The organism is Variovorax sp. 01N429 (assembly GCF_056399425.1).
Genome location: NZ_JBFTRG010000035.1, coordinates 14,961 through 32,991, shown reverse-complemented (window position 1 = coordinate 32,991; position 18,031 = coordinate 14,961). Strand labels below are relative to the sequence as shown.

Sequence of the window (18,031 nt, the reverse complement as noted above, 5' to 3'; positions counted from 1 at the left end):
GCAGGACTTGAAAAGCGGCTTGATCCAAAGCCAGCGTTGGCGGGTGTCGATCGGTGCCGGCTCGGCAAGATGCGTGGCCAGTCGGCCGATACGGGCCTCGACGACGCGCTCCCGTAGCTTGGGGGTGACGAGCTTCACGGGTAGTCCAACGCGCCTTCCGCCGCGCTCCTAACCAACGAGACATTGCCCTCGCGGAGCTTGTCAATCGGGGGCTTGCCGCCGGTCATGCGATTAGGGGCAACCAGCCATTCCCACGTCTCTTCTGGCGACGTGAACAATGGGGCGATGAGATCGAGACCCTCGACAGGTTTGCGCCGATCGAACTGCCGAAGCGGGTAGAGGAAGTTGCGAAGGCCCTTGCGTAAGGCGATTATCTTGTTTGCCTTTCGCCAGTTATCGAGTGTCCCGCGCGAGATGTTGAGTTGGTTGACCAACTCACCGGCGCCAACGAGATCGCTCTCGACCCAATCCGCGGCCTCATCATCGACCGTGATCGCATCGAGCAGCCGGCCACCTTCCGCGGCCGAGACAACGGGACCGATGCCGTGACCTTGTAGTACCTTGTCTGTCGGCCTGGACGGCCGCATCATGGGCTTTTGCTCGCGTCCGCGAACCGCCTTGGCGGATGCCGGTACTGGAATGTTTAATGTGACGGCGAGCCGTAGGAGGCCGGCCATGTCCATGCGCTCGACCTTGCTCTCAATCGCCTTCGTCAAGGCGACTTTGGCTGGATGCGCTTGCTTCAAGGTGCTCATGATAGTTCTCCTTTAGGCAAAGTAGGCAGATTGAGCAAATTATACAATAGAGAGTAAAATTGTGCACACCTTGGCGTTGCAGCAGGCAGCGCGAGGTCGCTTGCAAGCGAGAGCCTGAAGTAGGTGGATATGGCGATCTACCTGCCGACCTCAGATGTCCGACCCGTCCGTTTGCGATAGGGCGCTCGCGTACGATGCCGAAAGGGGGTTGTACAGAGCCGTCGACTCGACCGCCAAACCCTTTTTGACGTCGGCAGCCAAATGCCGGCGAGTGATCCGCAAGTCCCGCGTCTCAGTCGAGGCGGCCCCAACAATGATGCGAAAAGCAACCAAAAAGAGGAGCTCAGGGGAGGGGGTACAAAAGGGGGTACAAAGAATTCTTCCAGTTGGCCGAACCCAGCATTCATGCGGTGTACAGCCCATCTTTCGATCGGTTTCACACAAAAACGTCAATGGAATCAAGGGGTTAGCGCAAAAAACGCTAACCCCTTTTTCGTGGGCTGTGACAAATAGGCCCGGTCTGTGACAAACGCGGTCTTCTCGGCCGGTAGGTTTTGGAGGCATTCACATGGTCAACGGCTTCGTTTACGTCATAGAGTCCCCTGCAGACACCGATCTGCTCGATGGTCGCAGCGAGGGCCGTGCGCTGTGCGAGGCACTTCGGCTCGCCGGGATTCCCCACTGGTACAGCCTGGTCACCACGCCCAGAACGTTCGAACAAAGCCTGAACGATCGACTCATGCAGGCTTTACAGGCGAACCCGGGAAGATTGCCGATCCTTCATCTGAGCATGCACGGCAACAACGAGGGAATTCAACTGTCCAATGGGCACTTTCTCCAGTGGGCTCAGCTGCGACAGTCGCTGGCACCCCTCACGAATTCCATGCAGGGGACGCTGTTGATCGCAATGTCTTCTTGCATGGGCGGCTCGGGCTGCAGGATGGCTATGCACGAGGATCAAGATCACCCGTTCTGGGCTCTGATCGGCAACTCAGGAGAGGCCCTGTGGGCAGACGCCGCAGTGGCCTACATCACCTTCTACCACCTGTTCTTCAAAGGCGTAGCCATAGACGAGTGCGTGAGTCGAATGCGCCTCGCTTCAAACGATCAACGGTTTATGCACTTTGTCGGCGCGGACATTCGAGCGGGCTGGGCGACGTTTCAACAGCAGAATGCTGCGCGAAGAATGGCAGAACTGCTGCGGGGCCGGCAACCTGCAGCGGAAGGCGCACTCTCGCAGATGTTTCACGCGCAGCAGCCTGCGGCGAGTTAGCTTCCTCGGCGTCCCCCGATTGCGGAGGGGAGCGGGGTGGAAGTTGGCACCTTTCGACGGCAGACGCGCTTCGTGACCTTCACGTCCTCGTGGTGCAGCAGCTCCTGGGCGGCCACGTCGGACTCCGAATCGCTGGCGGCCTTGGCCCGCATGTCGTGGAAAACGATCTCGCGAGGCTTCAGTCCGAGCTTCGTGCGCACCGCCCGCCAGAGGCTCTTGAACGATTCCTTGGTGTACGGCTTGCCGTTTCGGGTGATGAACAGGTAGTCGCTCGGCAGGCTGGCCGCGCCGCCTCGGTTCTTCTTCCGCAGTTCCTTGGCGCGGTCCAGCGCCGCCTTCAGATCGGGGGTCATCACGTACCGCTTGGTCGTAAAGCCCTTGTCGTTCTTCTTCTTGGTGACGCGCAGATCAATGCCGTCGTTGTCGAAGTCGCCCAAGCGAATGTCGAAGATCATCCCCTCGCGGGCACCGGTCTGGGTGCTGATCTCCAGCATGCACTTGCACTGGAGCACCGGGCTGGCGGCTGCATAGATGTCGCTGTAGCGCGTGTCGTTGACGTATTCGGTGCGCGGGCTCTCGGGCAGGTATTCGATCTCGGCGCACGGGTTGTAAGCGGTCAGCCCCCAGCGGATACGGGCGAGCCGGAACATGCGCGAGAGCGCCTGAATATCCTTGTTGGCCGACGCGCCGCGTGAGCGGTTCTCGTGAAGGTGCTGGGTGATGTTGATATCGCGCAGGTAGCCAGGCATCATGGCCTCGGCCTCTGTCTTTGCGTACCGCTTCTTCGCGAACGCCGCGCGCACGCGCTTGATCCGGCCCTCGTATTCCTTCCGAGTCAGCTCGCGGGTGAACTTGGGCAGCTCGTCGGCTTCGTACTTGCGGATGATCTCCTCGACCGTGCCGACGATCTCGTCAGTCGGCACCAAGGCGGACAGGGCAGGGGAGATGTGCTTCTCCCACCAGCGTCGAGCTTCGAGCGGCGTCTTGCCAGCGAACATGGTTACGCCCAACGCGCGCAGTCGCTTCTCGATCTCCTTCGTGCCCACATCGGTGCCGCGCCAGTACCAAGCATTCGCGCGCACCTTTCGCATGCCGCGAGGGAGGTCTGGAGTCTTGCGGTTAACCGTGCGAGGGCGCGGCATCATCGATCTCCTTGGCTAGGGTTGCGAAATGCCGCACAGCCTGGGCGGCCCTCTCCAACATCGTTACATTCTCGGCCGCCAACTCAACCGTAGTCCAGCGGTGGCCGCACGCCAGACAGCGGCGAAGGCGGGTGACCTTCGCCGCCCCTGGTCGCGTCGAGACAACCTGTTGCTCGGTGCTCTCGCACGCGGCGCACTTCATGACTGACCCTTCAGGCGGGGCTCGACGTTTTGGGAATACCAGCTCTTGGCCTCGGCGACCGTGGTGCCGCAGCGCCGGCTGACGCCCGCCTCGCGCAGGGCCTTCTCGACCTCCCGGCTGGCCGGATCGGTGCCGCGCCAGTAGAGCTTGCCCTCGACCATTCGCACGCCCTTGGGCAGCTTTTCATTGGTGGTCGACCTGGGGCGTCCACCCTTGTTTTGCGCGGCGTTCATGGCCGATGCTCCTTGGTGTAGTGGACGGGGGCGGTGATGCGGACGACCTCGCCATCGAAGTCGGTGACGAACTTGATTGGGGCGGGGCCATCGAGCCCCAGGGAGCCCTCGTTGTCGGCCTCCCACGCCACCATTGAGCGACTGGTCTCGACGGCCCGCAGCTCGGCAATGCGAAGCTCGCCCGGCACGCGGTAGCGCAAGATGTCTTCGACGTTGCGCTCCGCCACGTCTCCGATCTCGCGGTTGCAGAGGTGCCGCTCGATCAGAATGAACTGGCGCATCCCTTGGCTGCGCGCATCCTGGCGGCTCTTGGCGATGAGCAGTTCGAGCTGGCTCATATCCGCTTCCCCTGCACGATGCCGGTTCGATCCTTGCACTGGAGCAGGATCGGCAGGCCAGCCTGGGCGGGCGCGACGGAGATCGTCGGCCAGTCTCCCATCGAGTTGATCGCGTCGGCTATGGGCACCGGGGGCGCACATTGGGGGATCAGCCACGAAGGCCGCCGGTACTTAATCGGACGCGGACTGATCGAGTAGAGCCACACGGCCGACGCAGCGTCGAACTAGGGGTCTGGAGTTGGGCGAGCAATGACCAGGACGCGGAACCGGATGTCGTCATGGCGTGTGCGGGCGACGTGCCGACGCTGGCGGCGGTCGACCTGCTTCGCGTGCAGTTACCTGACCTGAAGGTGCGCGTGGTCAATGTCGTCGACCTGATGACGCTCCAGTCGCCTTCCGCGCACCCTCACGGATTGCCGGATGCGGAGTTCGACTCAATCTTCACCGCGAACAAGCCGGTGGTCTTTGCCTACCACGGCTACCCGTGGCTCATTCACCGGTTGACGTACAAGCGTACGAACCACGACAACTTCCATGTGCACGGCTACCAGGAGGAGGGAACGACCACGACGCCGTTCGACATGACCGTGCTGAACAAGCTCGACCGCTTCCATCTCGCTGCCGACGCGATCGATCGGGTGGCGCGGATCCGGGACGAGGCGGGCCACGTGCGGCAGTCCCTGCGCGATCGCCTGCAGGCCCATCGGGCGTGGATCACTGCGCATGGAGAGGACATGCCGGAGATCCTCGATTGGCGCTGGGCACGTTGAGGCGCAAGCCGCGCGTGCAGGCGCTGCGCGGCTACACGGCCGCAAACAACACAAGTCGAGCCAAAGGACGATCAGTCCTGCGTGACCCAGGCCACGAGCAGGGCCGAGGCAAGCCAGAGCACGCCGGCTCCCACCATTGCCAGGGCGACGACCATCTGCCAAGCGGCTGCGGCGCTCCGGACTTTGGGCGGCATGGCGACTTTCATCGCGAACTTTTCGGAGCTGGCGAATCGATGGTCGCGCAGGTCTTCAAGCCGAACACTGAATAGACCGGGCAGTTGCCCACCAGGCCCGTGATCAGGGGCACGATGCCCAGAAAGCCCCATGGTCCGATCATCCCCATGATCGATAGCCCGAGCAGCACCACACCGGCGCCAACGCGCAGCGCGCGATCGAGGGTTCCAACGTTGCGAATCATGGCGATGACTCCTTGGCTATGCAGATGCACTCATCGTGCGTCGGTGCCACATCGTGAATGTTGCGGTGGATCAAGCTTCGTTGCTGTCGTTCAGCACCTTGACCATCCGGCGCACGCCGGATGAATCCGGTTCGATCGGATCTGCCTTGAAGCCCATGGCGCGTGACAGGTTCAACATCCGCGTGTTCTCACGTAGCACCAGGCCGACCAGTCGGCCAATGCCGCGGCTTCTTGCGTGGTCGATCAATTGCTCGAACATCAGCTTTCCCAACCCCAGTCCCTTGAGGTCGGAGCGGACGATGATCGCGAACTCAGCTTCCACGCGGTCGGGGTCGCTCACCGTGCGTGCCACGCCCAACGTCTCGAGAACGCCCTGCGCATCGACGGCCTCGGCAATGAAAGCCATTTCCCGGTCAAAGTCGATCTGGGTCAGTCGCGCGAGTTCGCTTCGCGGGAGCTCGCGTCGCATCTGAAAGATGCGCAGTCGGACATCCTCCGGATCGAGTTGTTCCAGGAAGCGCCGGTGCTGAGCCTCGTCCTCGGGACGGATGGGTCGTACGGTGATCGTGCGACCATTCCAGACGTGGGTACGAATCCACTGCGTGGGATAGGGAAGGATCGCGAACCGGTCGGCGCCGCCTCCAGCTGCGGCCGTGACGCGTATGCGTGCGTCGAGCGCCAGCGCACCGTTCTCGTCGACCCACAGCGGATTGATGTCGAGTTCGGCCAGTTGCGGCAGATCCGCGAGCATCTGGGACACCGCGATCAGCACGTCGTAGAGCGCATCCATCTGCGCGGGTGGGTGGTCGCGGTAGCCGGCCAGCAGTCGTGACACGCGTGTGCGCGATACGAGCTCTCGCGCGAGGCTCCGGTTGAGCGGAGGCAGGCCGATGGCACTGTCCGCCATGGCCTCCACCGCAGTTCCGCCCTGGCCGCACAAGATGACAGGACCGAAGACATGGTCGATGCGAGCGCCCACGATCACCTCCTGCGCGTGCTTGCGGTGCACCATGGGCTGCAGCGTGAAGCCATCAATGCGCGCCTCGGGTCGGGCGGCGCGGACGGCACGCAGCATGTCGCTGATCGCGCGGTCCAGTGATGCCTGGTCGCGCAGCTCGAGCATGACGCCGCCGACGTCCGACTTGTGCGTGATGTCGGGCGAGTCGATCTTGACCACCAGCGGATAGCCAAGCGCGCGCGCGCCGGAAAAGAGGGCCTCGGCCGACGCTGGGACTTTGAGCGTCGGAACGACGGGGATGTTGTAAGCATGGAGGACGGTCTTGGCTTCCTGCTCTCCCAGCCATTCGCGACCTTGCGCCAGCGCCGCATCGAGTTGCAATTGCGCCGCAGCAACATCGGGCGCCGGCCGCTCGCTGGCGCAGGGCGCTTCCATCAGGATGTCCTGGTTGCGCCGATAGGTCTGCAACATCGCGAATGCGCGAACCGCATCCTCCGGTGTTGGGTAGTCGGGCACGCCGGCCTCTTCGAAGATCTGGCGCGCCTGGGCGACCGCGGCGTCGCCGAGCCAGGCGCTCATGACGCGCGGAACGCTCTTGCGCAGCAATGGAAGGCAAGCGCGGGCAATGTCGTCGCTACGCACGATCGCGGTCGGCGCGTGCATGAAAAGCACGGCGCCGGTTGATTCGTCGGCCAGCAGCGTGGAGAGCGTGGCGGTGTAGCGCTCGATGGGTGCGTCGCCAATGATGTCGATCGGATTCGCATGCGACCACTGGCTCGGCAGCATGGCGTTCAGCCGTTCCATCAGCGCCTCGCCGGGTTCGGCGAGCGCAACGCCGGCGCGTGCCGCCGCGTCGGCTGCCATGACGCCCGCGCCACCGCCATTGGTCATGATGGTGAGTGTTTCGCTGCGGTTGCCCCGAAAGTGCGCCAGCGTCTCGGCGGCGATCAACAGATCCTGCAGCGTGTCCACCCGCAACATGCCTGCCCGGCGGATGGCGGCGTCATACACCACGTCTGAGCCGGCCAGCGCGCCCGTGTGGCTGGCCGCAGCTTGAACGCCGTGGCCGGCGCGCCCGGCCTTGACCACGATCACGGGCTTGTTGCGCGCTGCCGCGCGCGCGGCAGACATGAATTTGCGCGGCGACTGGACCGACTCAATGTAGAGAAGGATCGACCGGGTGCGGGCATCGCTGGCCAGATGGTCGAGCAAATCGCCGAAGTCGACATCGCAATGGTCGCCGAGCGAGACGAGGTGAGACAGTCCAATCTTTCGGCTCTTGGCCCAGTCGAGCATTGCGGTGACCAGTGCGCCGGATTGCGACACGAAAGCGATTTCGCCGGGCAGCGAATCGGTGTGGGCGAAGCTGGCGTTGAGCCCGATGTGCGGACTCAACAGCCCGATGCAATTGGGCCCCAGGATGCGCATCAGATAGGGGTGCCCTGCGTCGAGTGCCGATTGCTTCTGCGTCGCGCTGAGTCCCGCCGTCATGATGATGACCGCGCGGGTGCCGAGCGCTCCGAGTTCGGCCACCAGTTGGGCGATTGTGTCGGCGGGCGTGCACAGAAGGGCCAGGTCCGGCACCGCTGGCAATTGTGCCGCCGTTGCGAACACAGGCACACCATCCAGCGAGCTGTGCCTGGGATTGACGGCATAGACCGGGCCGGCAAAACTGCCCGCGCGCAAGTTGCGCCAGACGGTCGCGCCGACGCTGCCGGGGCGGCTGGAAGCGCCGAAGACCGCGACCGAGGTCGGCGAGAGCAGGCGGTCCAGATGGCGAATGGTCATGAATGACTCCCGTGGGAGACTCAATCATGCAAGTCGTGTGACGTCGCTCGTTTGACGAAGGTCAAGCGATCCTGTTCAGGCCATGCTCGGAGCGCTTGACGATGCATTGACCACGTTCGTCCAGCGCGCATTGGCGCCCACGGTGGCTGAGCGGCCAGGCCTCAGTGGGCCATCAACACCGGGAGCCGGGTGGAGTCCAGCACAGTTCGGGTGACGCCGCCGAGGACCAGTTCGCGCGCGCGGCTGTGGCCATAGCAACCCATCACGATCATCTCGGCGTCGCACTCCGCGGCGACCGAGAGCAATGCCTCGCCGGCACGGTGCTCCGGAAGATTGGCCTTTTGATGCACGTTCACAATGCCATGCAGGCGCAGATACTCCCGGACTTCGACTGGCGCTGCCTGCGTCGGGTCGTCGCCTTCCTCGATCAGAAAAACCTTGCTCGCGCTTCGCAGGAACGGAAGGGCGCCAGTCACGGCACGCGCGCATTCACGCGTGGGCTTCCACGCGACAAGCACGATCTTGGGCGCAATACTCGCCGGGCCAGCGTGCGGAACGATGAAGGCAGGCCGGCCGCTGTCGATCAGGACTGATTCGACGAAGTCGGCCGGTACGTCATAGCCGGACACATCGTCGGGATCGCGTTGCCCGAGAAACAGCAGGTCTGCGCTCAGGGCTCGGCGGGAAAAAGTCTCGACGACGGGCTCGCCGGTGAGCTCCATCCATTCGGACGGCGGCGCATTGCCCGAGGAAGCTTGCTCGAAGGCGCTCAACGCCAGAAGCCGATGGTTCGGATCAATTGGCGCCCCGGACGGCATCGAGGGCATGCCCGGTATCAGGGGAAGCACAGAAAGGTATCGCGGCGCCACAGCGAACAGCGCACTCACCCGCGCGTGGCAGGTGGTTGCCAATTGGCGCGCCAGATTCAGCCGGGTTCCGGCGGCTGCCGTGCCGTCCATGTGAACAAGCAGTGACTTGATGGATGTTTCCATGGCTTTCTCCAGCTCCAATCCGATGGGTCAGTCTGCGTGCCTGGCGGGCGACGCCCGAGCGTCAGGTTGATGGCAGCCCTACACCTTGAGGCGTGCACACGCACGACGAAGGCGCTGTTCGGCCTCGTCAGCGACCGCCGAGACGTCTGGCGCACTCGAAAGACCGACCAGGCTCTGCGGATTCACGAAGCCGACGACCACGCGGTCGGGCGGCTCTGCGCGAACGATCACGTTGCAGGGCAGCAGAAGCCCAATGTCGGGCTCGGCTTGCAATGCACGAAGAGCCAGTTGCGGATTGCAGGCACCCAGGATGCGATACGCTCCCATGTCGACGCCGAGCTTTTCCTTGACCGTGCGCTGTACGTCGATGTCAGTGAGAACGCCAAATCCCTCGCCCTTAAGCGCATTGACGACCATGGCGACGACTTCGTCGAAGGGAATGCGGCTCACGGCGACTTTGAATCCATACATGGTGCTCGATCCCTTTCCGAATGCCTCAGACGGCCAGCGGCGACAGGACCGCGGGGCGTACGACCGAATGTGAATCCTCGGCACTGCCCACTGCCGTGCCGAAAGCCTGCAGCCGGGCGGCAAAACTGCCGTCATCCACTTCGTGCATCGCGAGCGAGGTACTGAGGATCGGCGCACGGCCGATCCGTCTCGTGACCTCGGAGATCACGTCGGGCGCACCTGTGCCGCCCATGACGGACACCACGGCCACATCGGGCAGTTGAGCGCATTTTTTGGCGATGAAGCTTCGCATGGGTCCGGCAAGTCGCTGCGCCCAGACCGGTGATACCAGCACCACGACATCGAAGTCCTGCGGGGGTGGCCCGTCGTAGCGGATGGCAGGTGTACGCCGAAACACTGAGTCGAGAACGCACCGCAAGCTCCCGAAGGCGCCCCTACGGGGGCGGAGTTCCACGATCTCTGCCATGTACCAGTGCTGCTGGCTGCACAGCAGTTGCGCCACGCGACGTGAGGTCCCCGTGTAGGAATAGACGATTACCAGGACATGCTCATTGCGGCCTCCGCCTGGCTTAGTCGCGAACGACGAGGTCATTCACGACCCTCGTGACACCCGGCGCGGACCAGGCTGCGCCTTGTGCGGCGTTGAAATCGGCCCATGAATGCACCCGGCCGGTCAAGTTGACCTGCGAGCCGGTCACCGTGATCTGGATCCGATCGGCTTCACGATCGGCCTGTCTCGCGAGGGCTTCGTGCAGCCGCTTCTCGACGTCTGACGGGACAACCTTTGGCGTGAGCTTGAGCAGATTGGAGACGCCTGTGACGCCCATCAAATTGCGCACCGCACTCTCGGCGGCCTTTCTCTGGTATTCCCAATCTACTTCGCCGTTGAGCGTAATCCAGCCGCCTTCGACCAAGGGCTTGATCTTGCCCGCTGGCACGAGTGCGCACCATTCAAGGCCGCGCTCTGCGGCGAGTGCGATGTCGGCGTCGGTGCGTTCATCGGACGCTGGTAGCTTGACCGTGATCTCGACGGCGAGCGCCTTGACGCCCTTTACGCGCTGCGCCGCGCGCTCTGCAGCGTACTTCTCTGCATGGCTGCCGACATGACCCGCCAGCGTGACGACCCCGTCATTGGCGATCACCCCTATGCTGGAGGACTTGATTTCCGGGTCCCAGTCCAGCTCCGCCTGGACGTCGCTTCGCAGTTGTGCATCCGATCTCATGGGTATTTCCTTTCGGGAAGCCAGCTGGGGCTTCGTCACCACTTTAGGTGCTCGCTCCCGGGATGGTCTTGCGCTGGATCAAGGCGCAGGCAGGGCGGAATTGCTCCGCTCGGAATGGCCCGGCTTGGGCACCCAGAAGGGACGCTGTGTTCGCTGCGTATCGACGATGACGAGGTAGCGACCACCGGTGTCGACCGGGGTCTGCGTGGCCGGCAGCACCCACATTGACGAACCTTCGCTACGAGCCCGGAGATAGTCCGCGTCCAGCACGCCAAACTGATCGAGCAGGCGATTCAGGCTCGCCGGGATCCTGATGCAGCCTTTGGATTGCACGCTTCCGAGACGGGGCTCGAGGTAGTCAGGATCGGTGGCATGCATCTGCAGTCGCATCGTGCTGGCGCCGCCACGCCCCCACAGGCGCTCGGCTTGCTGCCACCCGAAGTCGAACACACGCATGCCGGCCAGGCCGTAGCCGCGAATACCGTTGTCGTTGCGTGTGCCTTCGGCCCGAAAATCGGGGTTGGACGGCGTGTGCTCGTAGACGCCCAAGGGCGTCTGGAAGTGATCGAACTCGCCGCCGCGTCCGGTTGAAACCGGCGAAGCGCCGATCAGCTCGGGAGGTGCTGCGGCTGGCAACCAATAGATGAAGATGGCTTGGACGTTCGGATTGCGGTCGACCACTGCCACGTACTGAGCCAATCGCGCTTCCGTGCCGGTGCTTTCAAGCTCGGCGACTGCCAGCAGGCCGTATCGCTGGCTCTCGTCGGGCGGGACTTCCAGCCGGCGGTCGACCATTGCGTTGTAGAAAGTTCGCAGATCGGCCGGGCCGGGCTGCGCGCCCATGCAGTTGCCCCCTGCAAGGGCAACGACAAGCGCAAGCAGCGAAATGGCCAAGCGGCAATGCCCCGGAAATCGGCAGGCAGGGGCGGCTTTGTCGCCGCGCCGGCCCTGGCGCTTGCCCGCGGCCGAATTCAGTGCGTTGTGCTCGGGCGAACATCTGGCCATGACACTTCCATGCCCATCATCGCCCGGGCGTAAAGATAGTTGTTGAGGGCGCGTTCGCTCAGCAAATCCATATCGACGCGCCCTGTCGCGTCGCACGGGAAGGAAAAGGAGCGGTGGTCCGCGAAGAGCGCGTGGAAGCGAAGTTCGTAGGCGTGCGAAGCGTGCGTGGCGGTCATCATGGTCTCCTGAATACGAGGGTGAGTTCCATGACGCCAATCTAGACCTGCTTCGCAACGCCACCGCGAACGTGGCGCATCAACGAGAAACACTGTGTCAACCGGCGGTGTCGAAACGCTCCGTCGAGCTTGGACTCTGTGCGGCGCTATTCGAGCGAGAGCGCGGCCGAGGGCAGATGCACCTTGACGCTGCCCGATTCGGACTGAGCCTTGGTTGCGGCCTCCGATGCGCGCACCAGCAGCACGGGAATGCGCGCATGACGGAGGATGTTTTCTGCACCGCTGCCCATCACGAATCGATCGATACCACGACGACCGTGGGTGCCCAGAACAATCAGGTCCGCGTGCCAGTTGTTCGCCTCGGTCGTGACCTGCTCGTAGACCGGTCCGGTGACACGATCGCATAACACGGTATCGGCTTCTACGCCCGCCGCTTCAGCGGTTGCCTTCGCCGCGTCGAGGATGCGGCGTCCGCCTTCACGCAACTGCTTCATCCATTCGCCGGGATGGCCGGAGTAAGCATCCAATGCCAGGGAGAACGAAAGGTCGTCGATGACATGCAGCATCCGCACGCAGCCTTTGGTGATCTTCGCGAGCTCGACGGCCTCTTTCAATCCGCGCTGCGAGGTCAAACTGCCGTCGACGGGAACCAGAATGCGTTGGTACATGGCGTGCTCCGGAGGTAGATAGGTCACTCAGTATTGAAGGCGCAGCGCGAGGAGATTTTGATGTGGCGCAAATTCAGCGCAGAGTGCTGCATCTAACATGAATCTTTCAATCGCTGTCACTTGTCACTTGAAAGGCATCCATGAACGATATGACGCACACCGCTTCACTCGCGGAGCTGTCGCCGGTTCGCGACCGCTACGCGATCTCCGCTCTGGACTGGCAAAGGGCGGCAGTCGAGGTCTGCGTTCAGGCACAGCGCAACCAGTACCAGATCTTCGCTGCCTGGCAGAAGACCCTGATCGCTGTAAACCAAGAGCTCTGGGATCAGTGGGCTTGCCGCTTCGGGGGCGGCGTTCCGTTGGACGGTTAGCGGCCATGAAGATTCTTCTGCCCGTCGACGGCAGCGCCTACACCAGGCACATGCTGTCCTTCCTTGGCGAACACATGGATTCCTTCGGAAGCGCCAACACCTTCACTGTGTTGCACGCGGTCCCCGCCGTCACCGCGAGAGCGGCCGCTGCCCTGGGGAAGGCACTCGTCGACAGCTATTACGAGGAGTGCGCGCACGCGGTGCTTGAGCCCGTGCGTGCCCTGCTGACACATCAGGGCGTCAAGGCAGAATTTGTCCACGGGATCGGAGATCCGGCGAGCCAAATCGCCGCCTATGCCCAGGCGGGAAGGTTCGATCTTCTGATCATGGGCTCGCATGGTGAAGGCGCCCTGAAGAACCTCCTGCTCGGGTCCGTGACGACCAAGGTCATGGCGCGGTGCTCCATCCCGGTGTTGCTCGTTCGCAGCGACGAGATTCAGCCTTCCATGGCGAACGCATCCGAGCTGTCTTCAACGTGTGCGTGAAACCGCATCAGTGACACACGGCCTTCCCTTCGGGTGGCATCTACGGCCGACCATCGGCGCGGCGGTTTTGCGGGACRAATGTYCGAACGAAATCGAGCGAAGAAACRACRCCCGCRAGTCCTTTGCGATCGGTCACGACCACGTGGTGGACGCCTTGTTCGACCATCAGCGAGGCAACCAGAGCGAGCGGAGTTTCGACGTCCACCACGATCGGCTTGTACGAGCACATTTGCCATGCCCGTGTTTCTGTCAGGCCCGCGGCAATCAGCAGGCCCGTCGCGCCGAGCGTAGCCATGACGAAAGCGATCGCCCTGAGCGCCGTGGATTGCTTGGTGCTCATTTGCACTGGGCTCTACTGAATCTTCAGCGTTCGGCTGGCGGAGCCTTCGCGCTTGGGCAAAGTGAGACGTAGCACGCCGTCTTCGAGCTTGGCCACAGAGGCTTTGTCGTCGACCTCGCTGGCGAGCGTGAAGCCGCGCGAAACGCTGCCATGGTAGGTCTCGCGAACGAGCGACCGGCCGTGCCGTTCTTCCTGCGCCTTCTTGACGTCCGCGGAGATCGAGACGTAGTTGCCTTCGATGGCCACACGAATGTCGTCCTTCCGGGCGCCGGGAATCTCTGCGCTCACGAGATATTCCTTTTCGTTCTCGCTGATGTCGAGGCGAATGTCACCAGGCAGTGTGCTTTCGTCGATGAGCTGCATCGGACGCGCGAGTCGGCGAAACATTTCCGGAAATAGATTGTCGAGGCGATCGAACCGAGTCAATGCATTCATTTGAAGTGCTCCAAGTTGGGTTGAACGGTGTCGACCGGGATGTCGCTGAGACAGTCATCAATCGGCAATCTCAGTCTATGTAAGGGCGTCCACAGGCTACTTGCGCTCGATCAAGAATCAGGCACTTCGAACTCGGGCGCCGCGCCCGCATCGCAGTTGCGCGCGCGGGCTCTAGGACTTGACGGCCGGCGGGGCAGGGGTCGGCTTCGTTCCCCTGGCCGCTTCGATGCTCTTCGCCGCTGCATCCTTCGCGGCTTGCGCGGCCCGCTGTGTGGCTTCCTCGGCTCTCTGGAGCGCTTCGCGCGCGGCAGCCGCGGCCTTCTCGGCTTCTTCCTTGGTGGGAGCCATCGCGCTCTGGACCGCCACTTCGGCCTTGGCGAGCGCTTCGCGGGTGGCCGCGGATGCCTTCTTGCCTTCTTCCTCGGCCCTGATCGCAGCCTCCTTGCTGGAGTCAAGCGCTTGTCTGGCAAATGCCGTCGCTTTTTCCTGGAACCGGGTCGCCGACGGATGGCCTCGGCGATCGCCTGGGAGATCTTGCCCGCGTTGGCTTTGCTCTGCTCTGCGGCCTCCTTGGCCTCCTTGGCCTCATCGGCCGCGCATGCGGCCGCGCTCAGGGCCATCAGCACGGTCGTAAGAAGGTTTTTCGATGTCATGACCGTTTTCCCTCGAGGTCTATCGGCGTTTGCACCGGCACCGGTGGCGAGCAGGCGTCGTCGTGTCGCAGGATGCGGGCCACCGACGCATTGCCCAAGACAATCCATTGGTCTTTCATGTGGGTCTCCCGAGAGCGAATGTTCAGCAGCGGCTGGCGCGGGGTGCGCGGGATCAGATTGGATCGCGCATCCCGCAACGGCTCCTTGATCTGACGCAAGACTCGGTCGCCCATTTCGGAGCAGGCTTCGATTTGCCCGTGCGACCGCGTGTCGACGAATCAGGAGAGTTGCCATGACCAGCGATGCGATCTATTGCTTTGATCGAGCGAGTGTTTTGTTCGCGATTTGTCCGACGGGAAGCGCCGGACTCCGAATCGTCGTGCAGATCGCCGAGGAGGCGTTGCGCGACGTGTTCGGTGCTCAAGGTGGCGGCCAGAGTCTCGTCACTGCTTGTCGCGATCACTTTGACCAGATCGAGGCGGCGGCCTTGCGCCACTATCGGCGCGATCCTCGAAAGCCCGTGTTGCTGGAGACCGCCGATTTTGCGGTTGCCTCCTCCTTGGCTATCGACGGGTGAATTGAAAGGTCCGCCAGTTCATCACGCGAGGAGCAGCAGCCTGCGCACGGAGGACAAACTGCGACGACTCATACTCCGAACGTTGGAGAGGCGGGCGCGGCCGAAATTTGATCGCGCGCAAGGAAAGACATCGAACCTTCGCGGTAGCTGTGAACTTCACGCATCATTGCGCTGCATCAAGATGCAGCCGGGGTCGATGCGACATGCTGGCGCTTCGTCGTTGGCAAGCATCTGCGGTGCGACGATGCGCACGAGGAGCGCCCAATGGCAACTCAGCTTTTGAAAACATGCATTCTGTTGGCAGCACTGGTCAGCGCCTCGGCCATTGCTCAGTCGCGCGGGGAACTTCTGTACACGACCCACTGCGTTGCATGTCACACGACACAGGTCCATTGGCGCGAACGCAGACTGGCGACGGACTGGGCGAGCCTGCAAGCGCAGGTCGTTCGCTGGCAAGCCGCGGGCTCACTCAACTGGAGTGACGAGGATGTCCTCGCCGTGACACAGCACCTGAACGAACGCTTCTACGGATTCAAGTCGCCCTCTGGTGCGCCCGTGGTGATGACGCCGGCGCGCACTGAACGCCAGTAGTCACCGAGTCAGGAACTGAGCGACATGAAAAAAGGCGGCCACTTGCTATGCGGAAGGAACTGCTGTGAAGACTTTGTGGATCTACGTCCACGCGTGTTTGGCCTTGCTCGCGTGGATCTTCATTCTCCTGGCGTGGTCCGTCGCCCTGCTGGACCCGAGATCGGGCATCAATCAAGACCCGGTCTTTGCCGCGATCTCGTACTTGGTCGCACTGGGGCACCTCAGCGCAGGGAGCTATCTGGTGCGCCGCATCCGGGAAGACATTCGACAAGCAAAACAGGCCTCGGCGATCACCGGCGCCTGCGATCGAACGGCGGATCGCTGCATACAGCCGTCCTCTTGACGCCGCCTCGGCTGCCACGCAGTCCAGACGGCTTCACGGCTTAAATGTGGGAAGGCGCAAGCCGCGGCGAAGGAGAAGAAGCGCCGCAAGGACAGAAAGTAGGCTTTTGCGGAGGTCGCACGGATGAAACTGCAAAGCACCTTTGCGCCGGCGGTCGACCCGACTCTTGTCGTGGCGCTGCGCGAGCACCTGCGCAAGAAGTCCGGCCACGAGGTGGCGCTGATCGAAACGCACATCTCCTGGGTCTTGCTGACCGATCGCTTGGCGTACAAGCTTAAGAAGCCGGTTCATCTTTCCTTCGTCGACTTCAGTACGCTGGCGGCGCGCAAGCGCTGCTGCGAGGAAGAGGTTCGGCTCGACGGCCGCCTTGCGCCCTCGATCTACCTCGGCGTGGTGCCGGTATGCGGCACACGCGAGGCCCCGTATCTGGGAGGCGGCGACAGCGCCATCGACTTTGCCGTTTGCATGCGCCGCTTTCCCGAGGATGCGCTTGTGCGCAACTTGCTCTTGGCAGGGCGGCTCAGAACCGATCATCTGGTGCGATTTGGGCAACGTCTGGCTGAATTCCATCAACAAGCGAAGGTCGCCCCGCTCTTCTCTGATTTTGGGGCGCCGCAGGAGGTTTTGCGCACGATGAACGAAGCGTTGGCAATTGTGCGAGCCCGATATGGTCCTGGGCGACTGATCGGGTTGCAGGACTTTATTTCGCGGCAAGGCGTGTGGCTACGAACCGCATGGCTTGAGCGCCAGCGCGAGGGCGCCGTGCGCGAATGCCATGGCGACCTCCATTTGGCCAACGTGGTCCTGATCGACGATGACTTGACCGCGTTCGACTGCATCGAGTTCGATCCGGCACTGCGCTGGATTGACGTCATGAGCGATGCGGCCTTCTTCACGATGGATCTCAAGGCGCACGGCCGGATCGATCTTGCTTTTCGCTTCCTCGATGCATACCTGCAGCACAGTGGAGACTATGCCGGTACAGGGGTGCTTCGGAGCTACGAACTGTACAGGGCGTTGGTGCGCGAGATGGTGGCCTGCATACGTGGGCGAGCACTCGGCGAGAGATCGGAGCAGCTGGAACCCGACTATCTCGCTTGCGCCGAAGCTCTTGGAGCGCAGGACACAGGCGCCACGCTCGGCCTGATGATCACTCAGGGAGTGTCTGGATCAGGCAAGTCCACGATTGCGGCTGAGCTATCGGCCGCTGCGGGTGCGATCCGCATCCGCTCCGACGTGGAGCGCAAGAGGATCTTCGGTTTGGCGCCAATGCAGCACTCTGCAAATGAGGAGATTGGCATCTACACCTCCGAAGGCACCCGGCGCACCTTTCAGCGGCTGTCAGCCTGTGCCCGCGCGGCGCTGCAGGCTGGCTATCCGGTCGTGGTCGACGCGGCGTTTCTGCGGCGAGAGGAACGACTGGTGTTCCGTGCCTTGGCGGTCGAGCTGCAAGTGCCTTTCACAATCCTTCACTGCCACGCATCCGCAGTCCAATTGCGTCAAAGGGTAGCGGCACGACTGCGTCGTGGCGACGACGCCTCTGAGGCGACTCTTGCCGTGTTGGAGCAACAATTGATCACCCAGGAGCCGCTGGACGACGTGGAGCGTTCCGAGGCACTTGATGTCCCCACCGACGAGCTGCCGGACATCCCTTCACTCTTGACTCGTTGGCGCGCCTTTGTGGAACGATTGCGAAGGGGAGTTCGAGGACGAGATTCGCGCTGATGCGCGGCTACTCAAGCTGGCGGGTGGATCGCGAGCTCATGTTCAAGGAGGCGAGCACGCTCCTCGATCCACCAGGTCGGTGTGCCGCCTGCCAGCAGC

At 62.8% G+C, this 18,031-nt stretch carries 27 protein-coding genes; 8 read left to right on the top strand and 19 right to left on the bottom strand.

What is annotated here, in order from left to right:
• Window positions 1–134 precede the first annotated feature (134 nt).
• Window positions 135–755, bottom strand: a complete 621-nt coding sequence (locus AC1DSF_RS30225; RefSeq protein WP_478184017.1) for an antitoxin Xre/MbcA/ParS-like domain-containing protein — start codon at window positions 753–755, stop codon at window positions 135–137.
• Between the two features lie 568 nt (window positions 756–1,323).
• On the opposite strand from AC1DSF_RS30225, the gene AC1DSF_RS30220 reads away from it, so the two are divergent.
• Window positions 1,324–2,028, top strand: a complete 705-nt coding sequence (locus tag AC1DSF_RS30220; RefSeq protein ID WP_478126820.1) for a hypothetical protein — start codon at window positions 1,324–1,326, stop codon at window positions 2,026–2,028.
• On the opposite strand, the gene AC1DSF_RS30215 is transcribed toward AC1DSF_RS30220, so the two are convergent.
• Genes AC1DSF_RS30215 through AC1DSF_RS30200 form a run of 4 tightly spaced genes read right to left on the bottom strand, consistent with a single transcriptional unit; the run spans window position 2,025 to window position 3,943 of the window.
• Window positions 2,025–3,170, bottom strand: coding sequence for a site-specific integrase (locus AC1DSF_RS30215; RefSeq protein WP_478184016.1), 1,146 nt, complete (start codon window positions 3,168–3,170; stop codon window positions 2,025–2,027). The two genes, AC1DSF_RS30220 and AC1DSF_RS30215, sit on opposite strands and share 4 nt — an antisense overlap.
• Window positions 3,148–3,372: an NrdR family transcriptional regulator gene (locus tag AC1DSF_RS30210; protein WP_478126818.1), complete on the bottom strand. Its 225-nt coding sequence runs from the start codon at window positions 3,370–3,372 to the stop codon at window positions 3,148–3,150. The genes AC1DSF_RS30215 and AC1DSF_RS30210 overlap by 23 nt, the downstream gene beginning before the upstream one ends.
• Window positions 3,369–3,605 (bottom strand): hypothetical protein, encoded by a 237-nt coding sequence (locus AC1DSF_RS30205; protein WP_478126817.1) that lies wholly within the window; start codon window positions 3,603–3,605, stop codon window positions 3,369–3,371. Before AC1DSF_RS30205 ends, AC1DSF_RS30210 begins: the two co-directional genes overlap by 4 nt.
• Window positions 3,602–3,943 (bottom strand): hypothetical protein, encoded by a 342-nt coding sequence (locus AC1DSF_RS30200; protein WP_478126816.1) that lies wholly within the window; start codon window positions 3,941–3,943, stop codon window positions 3,602–3,604. Before AC1DSF_RS30200 ends, AC1DSF_RS30205 begins: the two co-directional genes overlap by 4 nt.
• A gap of 140 nt (window positions 3,944–4,083) precedes the next feature.
• Here AC1DSF_RS30200 and AC1DSF_RS30195 point away from each other — a divergent pair, with 140 nt between their 5' ends.
• Window positions 4,084–4,713 (top strand): phosphoketolase family protein, encoded by a 630-nt coding sequence (locus AC1DSF_RS30195; protein ID WP_478126815.1) that lies wholly within the window; start codon window positions 4,084–4,086, stop codon window positions 4,711–4,713.
• Between the two features lie 71 nt (window positions 4,714–4,784).
• Here the strand turns inward: AC1DSF_RS30195 and AC1DSF_RS30190 are convergent, their stop codons facing one another.
• From AC1DSF_RS30190 to AC1DSF_RS30145, 10 genes are all read right to left on the bottom strand, one after another.
• Window positions 4,785–4,907: a hypothetical protein gene (locus tag AC1DSF_RS30190; protein WP_478126814.1), complete on the bottom strand. Its 123-nt coding sequence runs from the start codon at window positions 4,905–4,907 to the stop codon at window positions 4,785–4,787.
• A gap of 8 nt (window positions 4,908–4,915) precedes the next feature.
• The gene (locus tag AC1DSF_RS30185) at window positions 4,916–5,131 is read right to left on the bottom strand and encodes a YgaP family membrane protein (RefSeq protein ID WP_478126813.1); all 216 of its coding nucleotides are present in this window, start codon (window positions 5,129–5,131) and stop codon (window positions 4,916–4,918) included.
• Between the two features lie 70 nt (window positions 5,132–5,201).
• Window positions 5,202–7,877: a bifunctional acetate--CoA ligase family protein/GNAT family N-acetyltransferase gene (locus AC1DSF_RS30180; protein WP_478184015.1), complete on the bottom strand. Its 2,676-nt coding sequence runs from the start codon at window positions 7,875–7,877 to the stop codon at window positions 5,202–5,204.
• A 161-nt stretch (window positions 7,878–8,038) separates the two neighbouring features.
• Window positions 8,039–8,869, bottom strand: a complete 831-nt coding sequence (locus tag AC1DSF_RS30175; RefSeq protein WP_478126811.1) for a universal stress protein — start codon at window positions 8,867–8,869, stop codon at window positions 8,039–8,041.
• A 78-nt stretch (window positions 8,870–8,947) separates the two neighbouring features.
• The gene (locus tag AC1DSF_RS30170; protein WP_478126810.1) at window positions 8,948–9,340 is read right to left on the bottom strand and encodes a DUF302 domain-containing protein; all 393 of its coding nucleotides are present in this window, start codon (window positions 9,338–9,340) and stop codon (window positions 8,948–8,950) included.
• A gap of 25 nt (window positions 9,341–9,365) precedes the next feature.
• Window positions 9,366–9,932, bottom strand: a complete 567-nt coding sequence (locus AC1DSF_RS30165; protein ID WP_478126809.1) for a flavodoxin family protein — start codon at window positions 9,930–9,932, stop codon at window positions 9,366–9,368.
• Window positions 9,910–10,563, bottom strand: coding sequence for a BON domain-containing protein (locus tag AC1DSF_RS30160; protein ID WP_478126808.1), 654 nt, complete (start codon window positions 10,561–10,563; stop codon window positions 9,910–9,912). The genes AC1DSF_RS30165 and AC1DSF_RS30160 overlap by 23 nt, the downstream gene beginning before the upstream one ends.
• Before the next feature lie 78 nt (window positions 10,564–10,641).
• The gene (locus AC1DSF_RS30155) at window positions 10,642–11,568 is read right to left on the bottom strand and encodes a L,D-transpeptidase (RefSeq protein WP_478126807.1); all 927 of its coding nucleotides are present in this window, start codon (window positions 11,566–11,568) and stop codon (window positions 10,642–10,644) included.
• Complete coding sequence (locus AC1DSF_RS30150; protein WP_478126806.1) at window positions 11,535–11,744, bottom strand: hypothetical protein; 210 nt, start codon at window positions 11,742–11,744, stop codon at window positions 11,535–11,537. The genes AC1DSF_RS30155 and AC1DSF_RS30150 overlap by 34 nt, the downstream gene beginning before the upstream one ends.
• A gap of 146 nt (window positions 11,745–11,890) precedes the next feature.
• Window positions 11,891–12,412 carry a universal stress protein gene (locus AC1DSF_RS30145; RefSeq protein ID WP_478145607.1) on the bottom strand — a complete coding sequence of 174 codons (522 nt, stop codon included), beginning with the start codon at window positions 12,410–12,412 and terminating at the stop codon, window positions 11,891–11,893.
• Between the two features lie 140 nt (window positions 12,413–12,552).
• On the opposite strand from AC1DSF_RS30145, the gene AC1DSF_RS30140 reads away from it, so the two are divergent.
• Together AC1DSF_RS30140 and AC1DSF_RS30135 are read left to right on the top strand one after the other, a co-directional pair.
• Window positions 12,553–12,783 carry a hypothetical protein gene (locus AC1DSF_RS30140; RefSeq protein WP_478126804.1) on the top strand — a complete coding sequence of 77 codons (231 nt, stop codon included), beginning with the start codon at window positions 12,553–12,555 and terminating at the stop codon, window positions 12,781–12,783.
• A gap of 5 nt (window positions 12,784–12,788) precedes the next feature.
• On the top strand, window positions 12,789–13,268 hold the full coding sequence (locus AC1DSF_RS30135) for a universal stress protein (RefSeq protein WP_478184014.1): 480 nt from the start codon (window positions 12,789–12,791) through the stop codon (window positions 13,266–13,268).
• 40 nt (window positions 13,269–13,308) lie between these two features.
• On the opposite strand, the gene AC1DSF_RS30130 is transcribed toward AC1DSF_RS30135, so the two are convergent.
• The 4 genes from AC1DSF_RS30130 to AC1DSF_RS30115 form a co-directional block, all read right to left on the bottom strand.
• Complete coding sequence (locus tag AC1DSF_RS30130) at window positions 13,309–13,608, bottom strand: CBS domain-containing protein (RefSeq protein WP_478184013.1); 300 nt, start codon at window positions 13,606–13,608, stop codon at window positions 13,309–13,311.
• Between the two features lie 12 nt (window positions 13,609–13,620).
• Window positions 13,621–14,043: an Hsp20/alpha crystallin family protein gene (locus tag AC1DSF_RS30125; protein WP_478145603.1), complete on the bottom strand. Its 423-nt coding sequence runs from the start codon at window positions 14,041–14,043 to the stop codon at window positions 13,621–13,623.
• Window positions 14,044–14,214: 171 nt separating this feature from the next.
• A complete protein-coding gene (locus tag AC1DSF_RS30120) occupies window positions 14,215–14,391 on the bottom strand; it encodes a hypothetical protein (protein WP_478126799.1) in 177 nt (58 codons plus the stop codon).
• A 301-nt stretch (window positions 14,392–14,692) separates the two neighbouring features.
• The gene (locus AC1DSF_RS30115; protein ID WP_478184012.1) at window positions 14,693–14,914 is read right to left on the bottom strand and encodes a hypothetical protein; all 222 of its coding nucleotides are present in this window, start codon (window positions 14,912–14,914) and stop codon (window positions 14,693–14,695) included.
• Window positions 14,915–14,988: 74 nt separating this feature from the next.
• Here AC1DSF_RS30115 and AC1DSF_RS30110 point away from each other — a divergent pair, with 74 nt between their 5' ends.
• From AC1DSF_RS30110 to AC1DSF_RS30095, 4 genes are all read left to right on the top strand, one after another.
• A complete protein-coding gene (locus AC1DSF_RS30110; protein WP_478145601.1) occupies window positions 14,989–15,273 on the top strand; it encodes a hypothetical protein in 285 nt (94 codons plus the stop codon).
• 264 nt (window positions 15,274–15,537) lie between these two features.
• Window positions 15,538–15,864, top strand: a complete 327-nt coding sequence (locus AC1DSF_RS30105; RefSeq protein ID WP_478145600.1) for a cytochrome C — start codon at window positions 15,538–15,540, stop codon at window positions 15,862–15,864.
• Window positions 15,865–15,928: 64 nt separating this feature from the next.
• On the top strand, window positions 15,929–16,207 hold the full coding sequence (locus AC1DSF_RS30100) for a hypothetical protein (RefSeq protein ID WP_478126796.1): 279 nt from the start codon (window positions 15,929–15,931) through the stop codon (window positions 16,205–16,207).
• A 171-nt stretch (window positions 16,208–16,378) separates the two neighbouring features.
• The gene (locus AC1DSF_RS30095; RefSeq protein ID WP_478184011.1) at window positions 16,379–17,932 is read left to right on the top strand and encodes a bifunctional aminoglycoside phosphotransferase/ATP-binding protein; all 1,554 of its coding nucleotides are present in this window, start codon (window positions 16,379–16,381) and stop codon (window positions 17,930–17,932) included.
• Window positions 17,933–18,031: the final 99 nt, after the last annotated feature.

What these genes read in the sequence shown, in the direction of transcription:
- AC1DSF_RS30215 (WP_478184016.1), bottom strand. Translation starts at nt 3,170, where the DNA reads ATGCCGCGCCCTCGCACGGTTAACCGCAAGACTCCAGACCTCCCTCGC.
- AC1DSF_RS30120 (WP_478126799.1), bottom strand. Translation starts at nt 14,391, where the DNA reads ATGGCTCCCACCAAGGAAGAAGCCGAGAAGGCCGCGGCTGCCGCGCGC.
- AC1DSF_RS30180 (WP_478184015.1), bottom strand. Translation starts at nt 7,877, where the DNA reads ATGACCATTCGCCATCTGGACCGCCTGCTCTCGCCGACCTCGGTCGCG.
- AC1DSF_RS30205 (WP_478126817.1), bottom strand. Translation starts at nt 3,605, where the DNA reads ATGAACGCCGCGCAAAACAAGGGTGGACGCCCCAGGTCGACCACCAAT.
- AC1DSF_RS30105 (WP_478145600.1), top strand. Translation starts at nt 15,538, where the DNA reads ATGGCAACTCAGCTTTTGAAAACATGCATTCTGTTGGCAGCACTGGTC.
- AC1DSF_RS30225 (WP_478184017.1), bottom strand. Translation starts at nt 755, where the DNA reads ATGAGCACCTTGAAGCAAGCGCATCCAGCCAAAGTCGCCTTGACGAAG.
- AC1DSF_RS30145 (WP_478145607.1), bottom strand. Translation starts at nt 12,412, where the DNA reads ATGTACCAACGCATTCTGGTTCCCGTCGACGGCAGTTTGACCTCGCAG.
- AC1DSF_RS30150 (WP_478126806.1), bottom strand. Translation starts at nt 11,744, where the DNA reads ATGACCGCCACGCACGCTTCGCACGCCTACGAACTTCGCTTCCACGCG.
- AC1DSF_RS30190 (WP_478126814.1), bottom strand. Translation starts at nt 4,907, where the DNA reads ATGCCGCCCAAAGTCCGGAGCGCCGCAGCCGCTTGGCAGATGGTCGTC.
- AC1DSF_RS30155 (WP_478126807.1), bottom strand. Translation starts at nt 11,568, where the DNA reads ATGGCCAGATGTTCGCCCGAGCACAACGCACTGAATTCGGCCGCGGGC.
- AC1DSF_RS30110 (WP_478145601.1), top strand. Translation starts at nt 14,989, where the DNA reads ATGACCAGCGATGCGATCTATTGCTTTGATCGAGCGAGTGTTTTGTTC.
- AC1DSF_RS30165 (WP_478126809.1), bottom strand. Translation starts at nt 9,932, where the DNA reads ATGACCTCGTCGTTCGCGACTAAGCCAGGCGGAGGCCGCAATGAGCAT.
- AC1DSF_RS30170 (WP_478126810.1), bottom strand. Translation starts at nt 9,340, where the DNA reads ATGTATGGATTCAAAGTCGCCGTGAGCCGCATTCCCTTCGACGAAGTC.
- AC1DSF_RS30200 (WP_478126816.1), bottom strand. Translation starts at nt 3,943, where the DNA reads ATGAGCCAGCTCGAACTGCTCATCGCCAAGAGCCGCCAGGATGCGCGC.
- AC1DSF_RS30175 (WP_478126811.1), bottom strand. Translation starts at nt 8,869, where the DNA reads ATGGAAACATCCATCAAGTCACTGCTTGTTCACATGGACGGCACGGCA.
- AC1DSF_RS30135 (WP_478184014.1), top strand. Translation starts at nt 12,789, where the DNA reads ATGAAGATTCTTCTGCCCGTCGACGGCAGCGCCTACACCAGGCACATG.
- AC1DSF_RS30160 (WP_478126808.1), bottom strand. Translation starts at nt 10,563, where the DNA reads ATGAGATCGGATGCACAACTGCGAAGCGACGTCCAGGCGGAGCTGGAC.
- AC1DSF_RS30210 (WP_478126818.1), bottom strand. Translation starts at nt 3,372, where the DNA reads ATGAAGTGCGCCGCGTGCGAGAGCACCGAGCAACAGGTTGTCTCGACG.
- AC1DSF_RS30185 (WP_478126813.1), bottom strand. Translation starts at nt 5,131, where the DNA reads ATGATTCGCAACGTTGGAACCCTCGATCGCGCGCTGCGCGTTGGCGCC.
- AC1DSF_RS30125 (WP_478145603.1), bottom strand. Translation starts at nt 14,043, where the DNA reads ATGAATGCATTGACTCGGTTCGATCGCCTCGACAATCTATTTCCGGAA.
- AC1DSF_RS30220 (WP_478126820.1), top strand. Translation starts at nt 1,324, where the DNA reads ATGGTCAACGGCTTCGTTTACGTCATAGAGTCCCCTGCAGACACCGAT.
- AC1DSF_RS30140 (WP_478126804.1), top strand. Translation starts at nt 12,553, where the DNA reads ATGAACGATATGACGCACACCGCTTCACTCGCGGAGCTGTCGCCGGTT.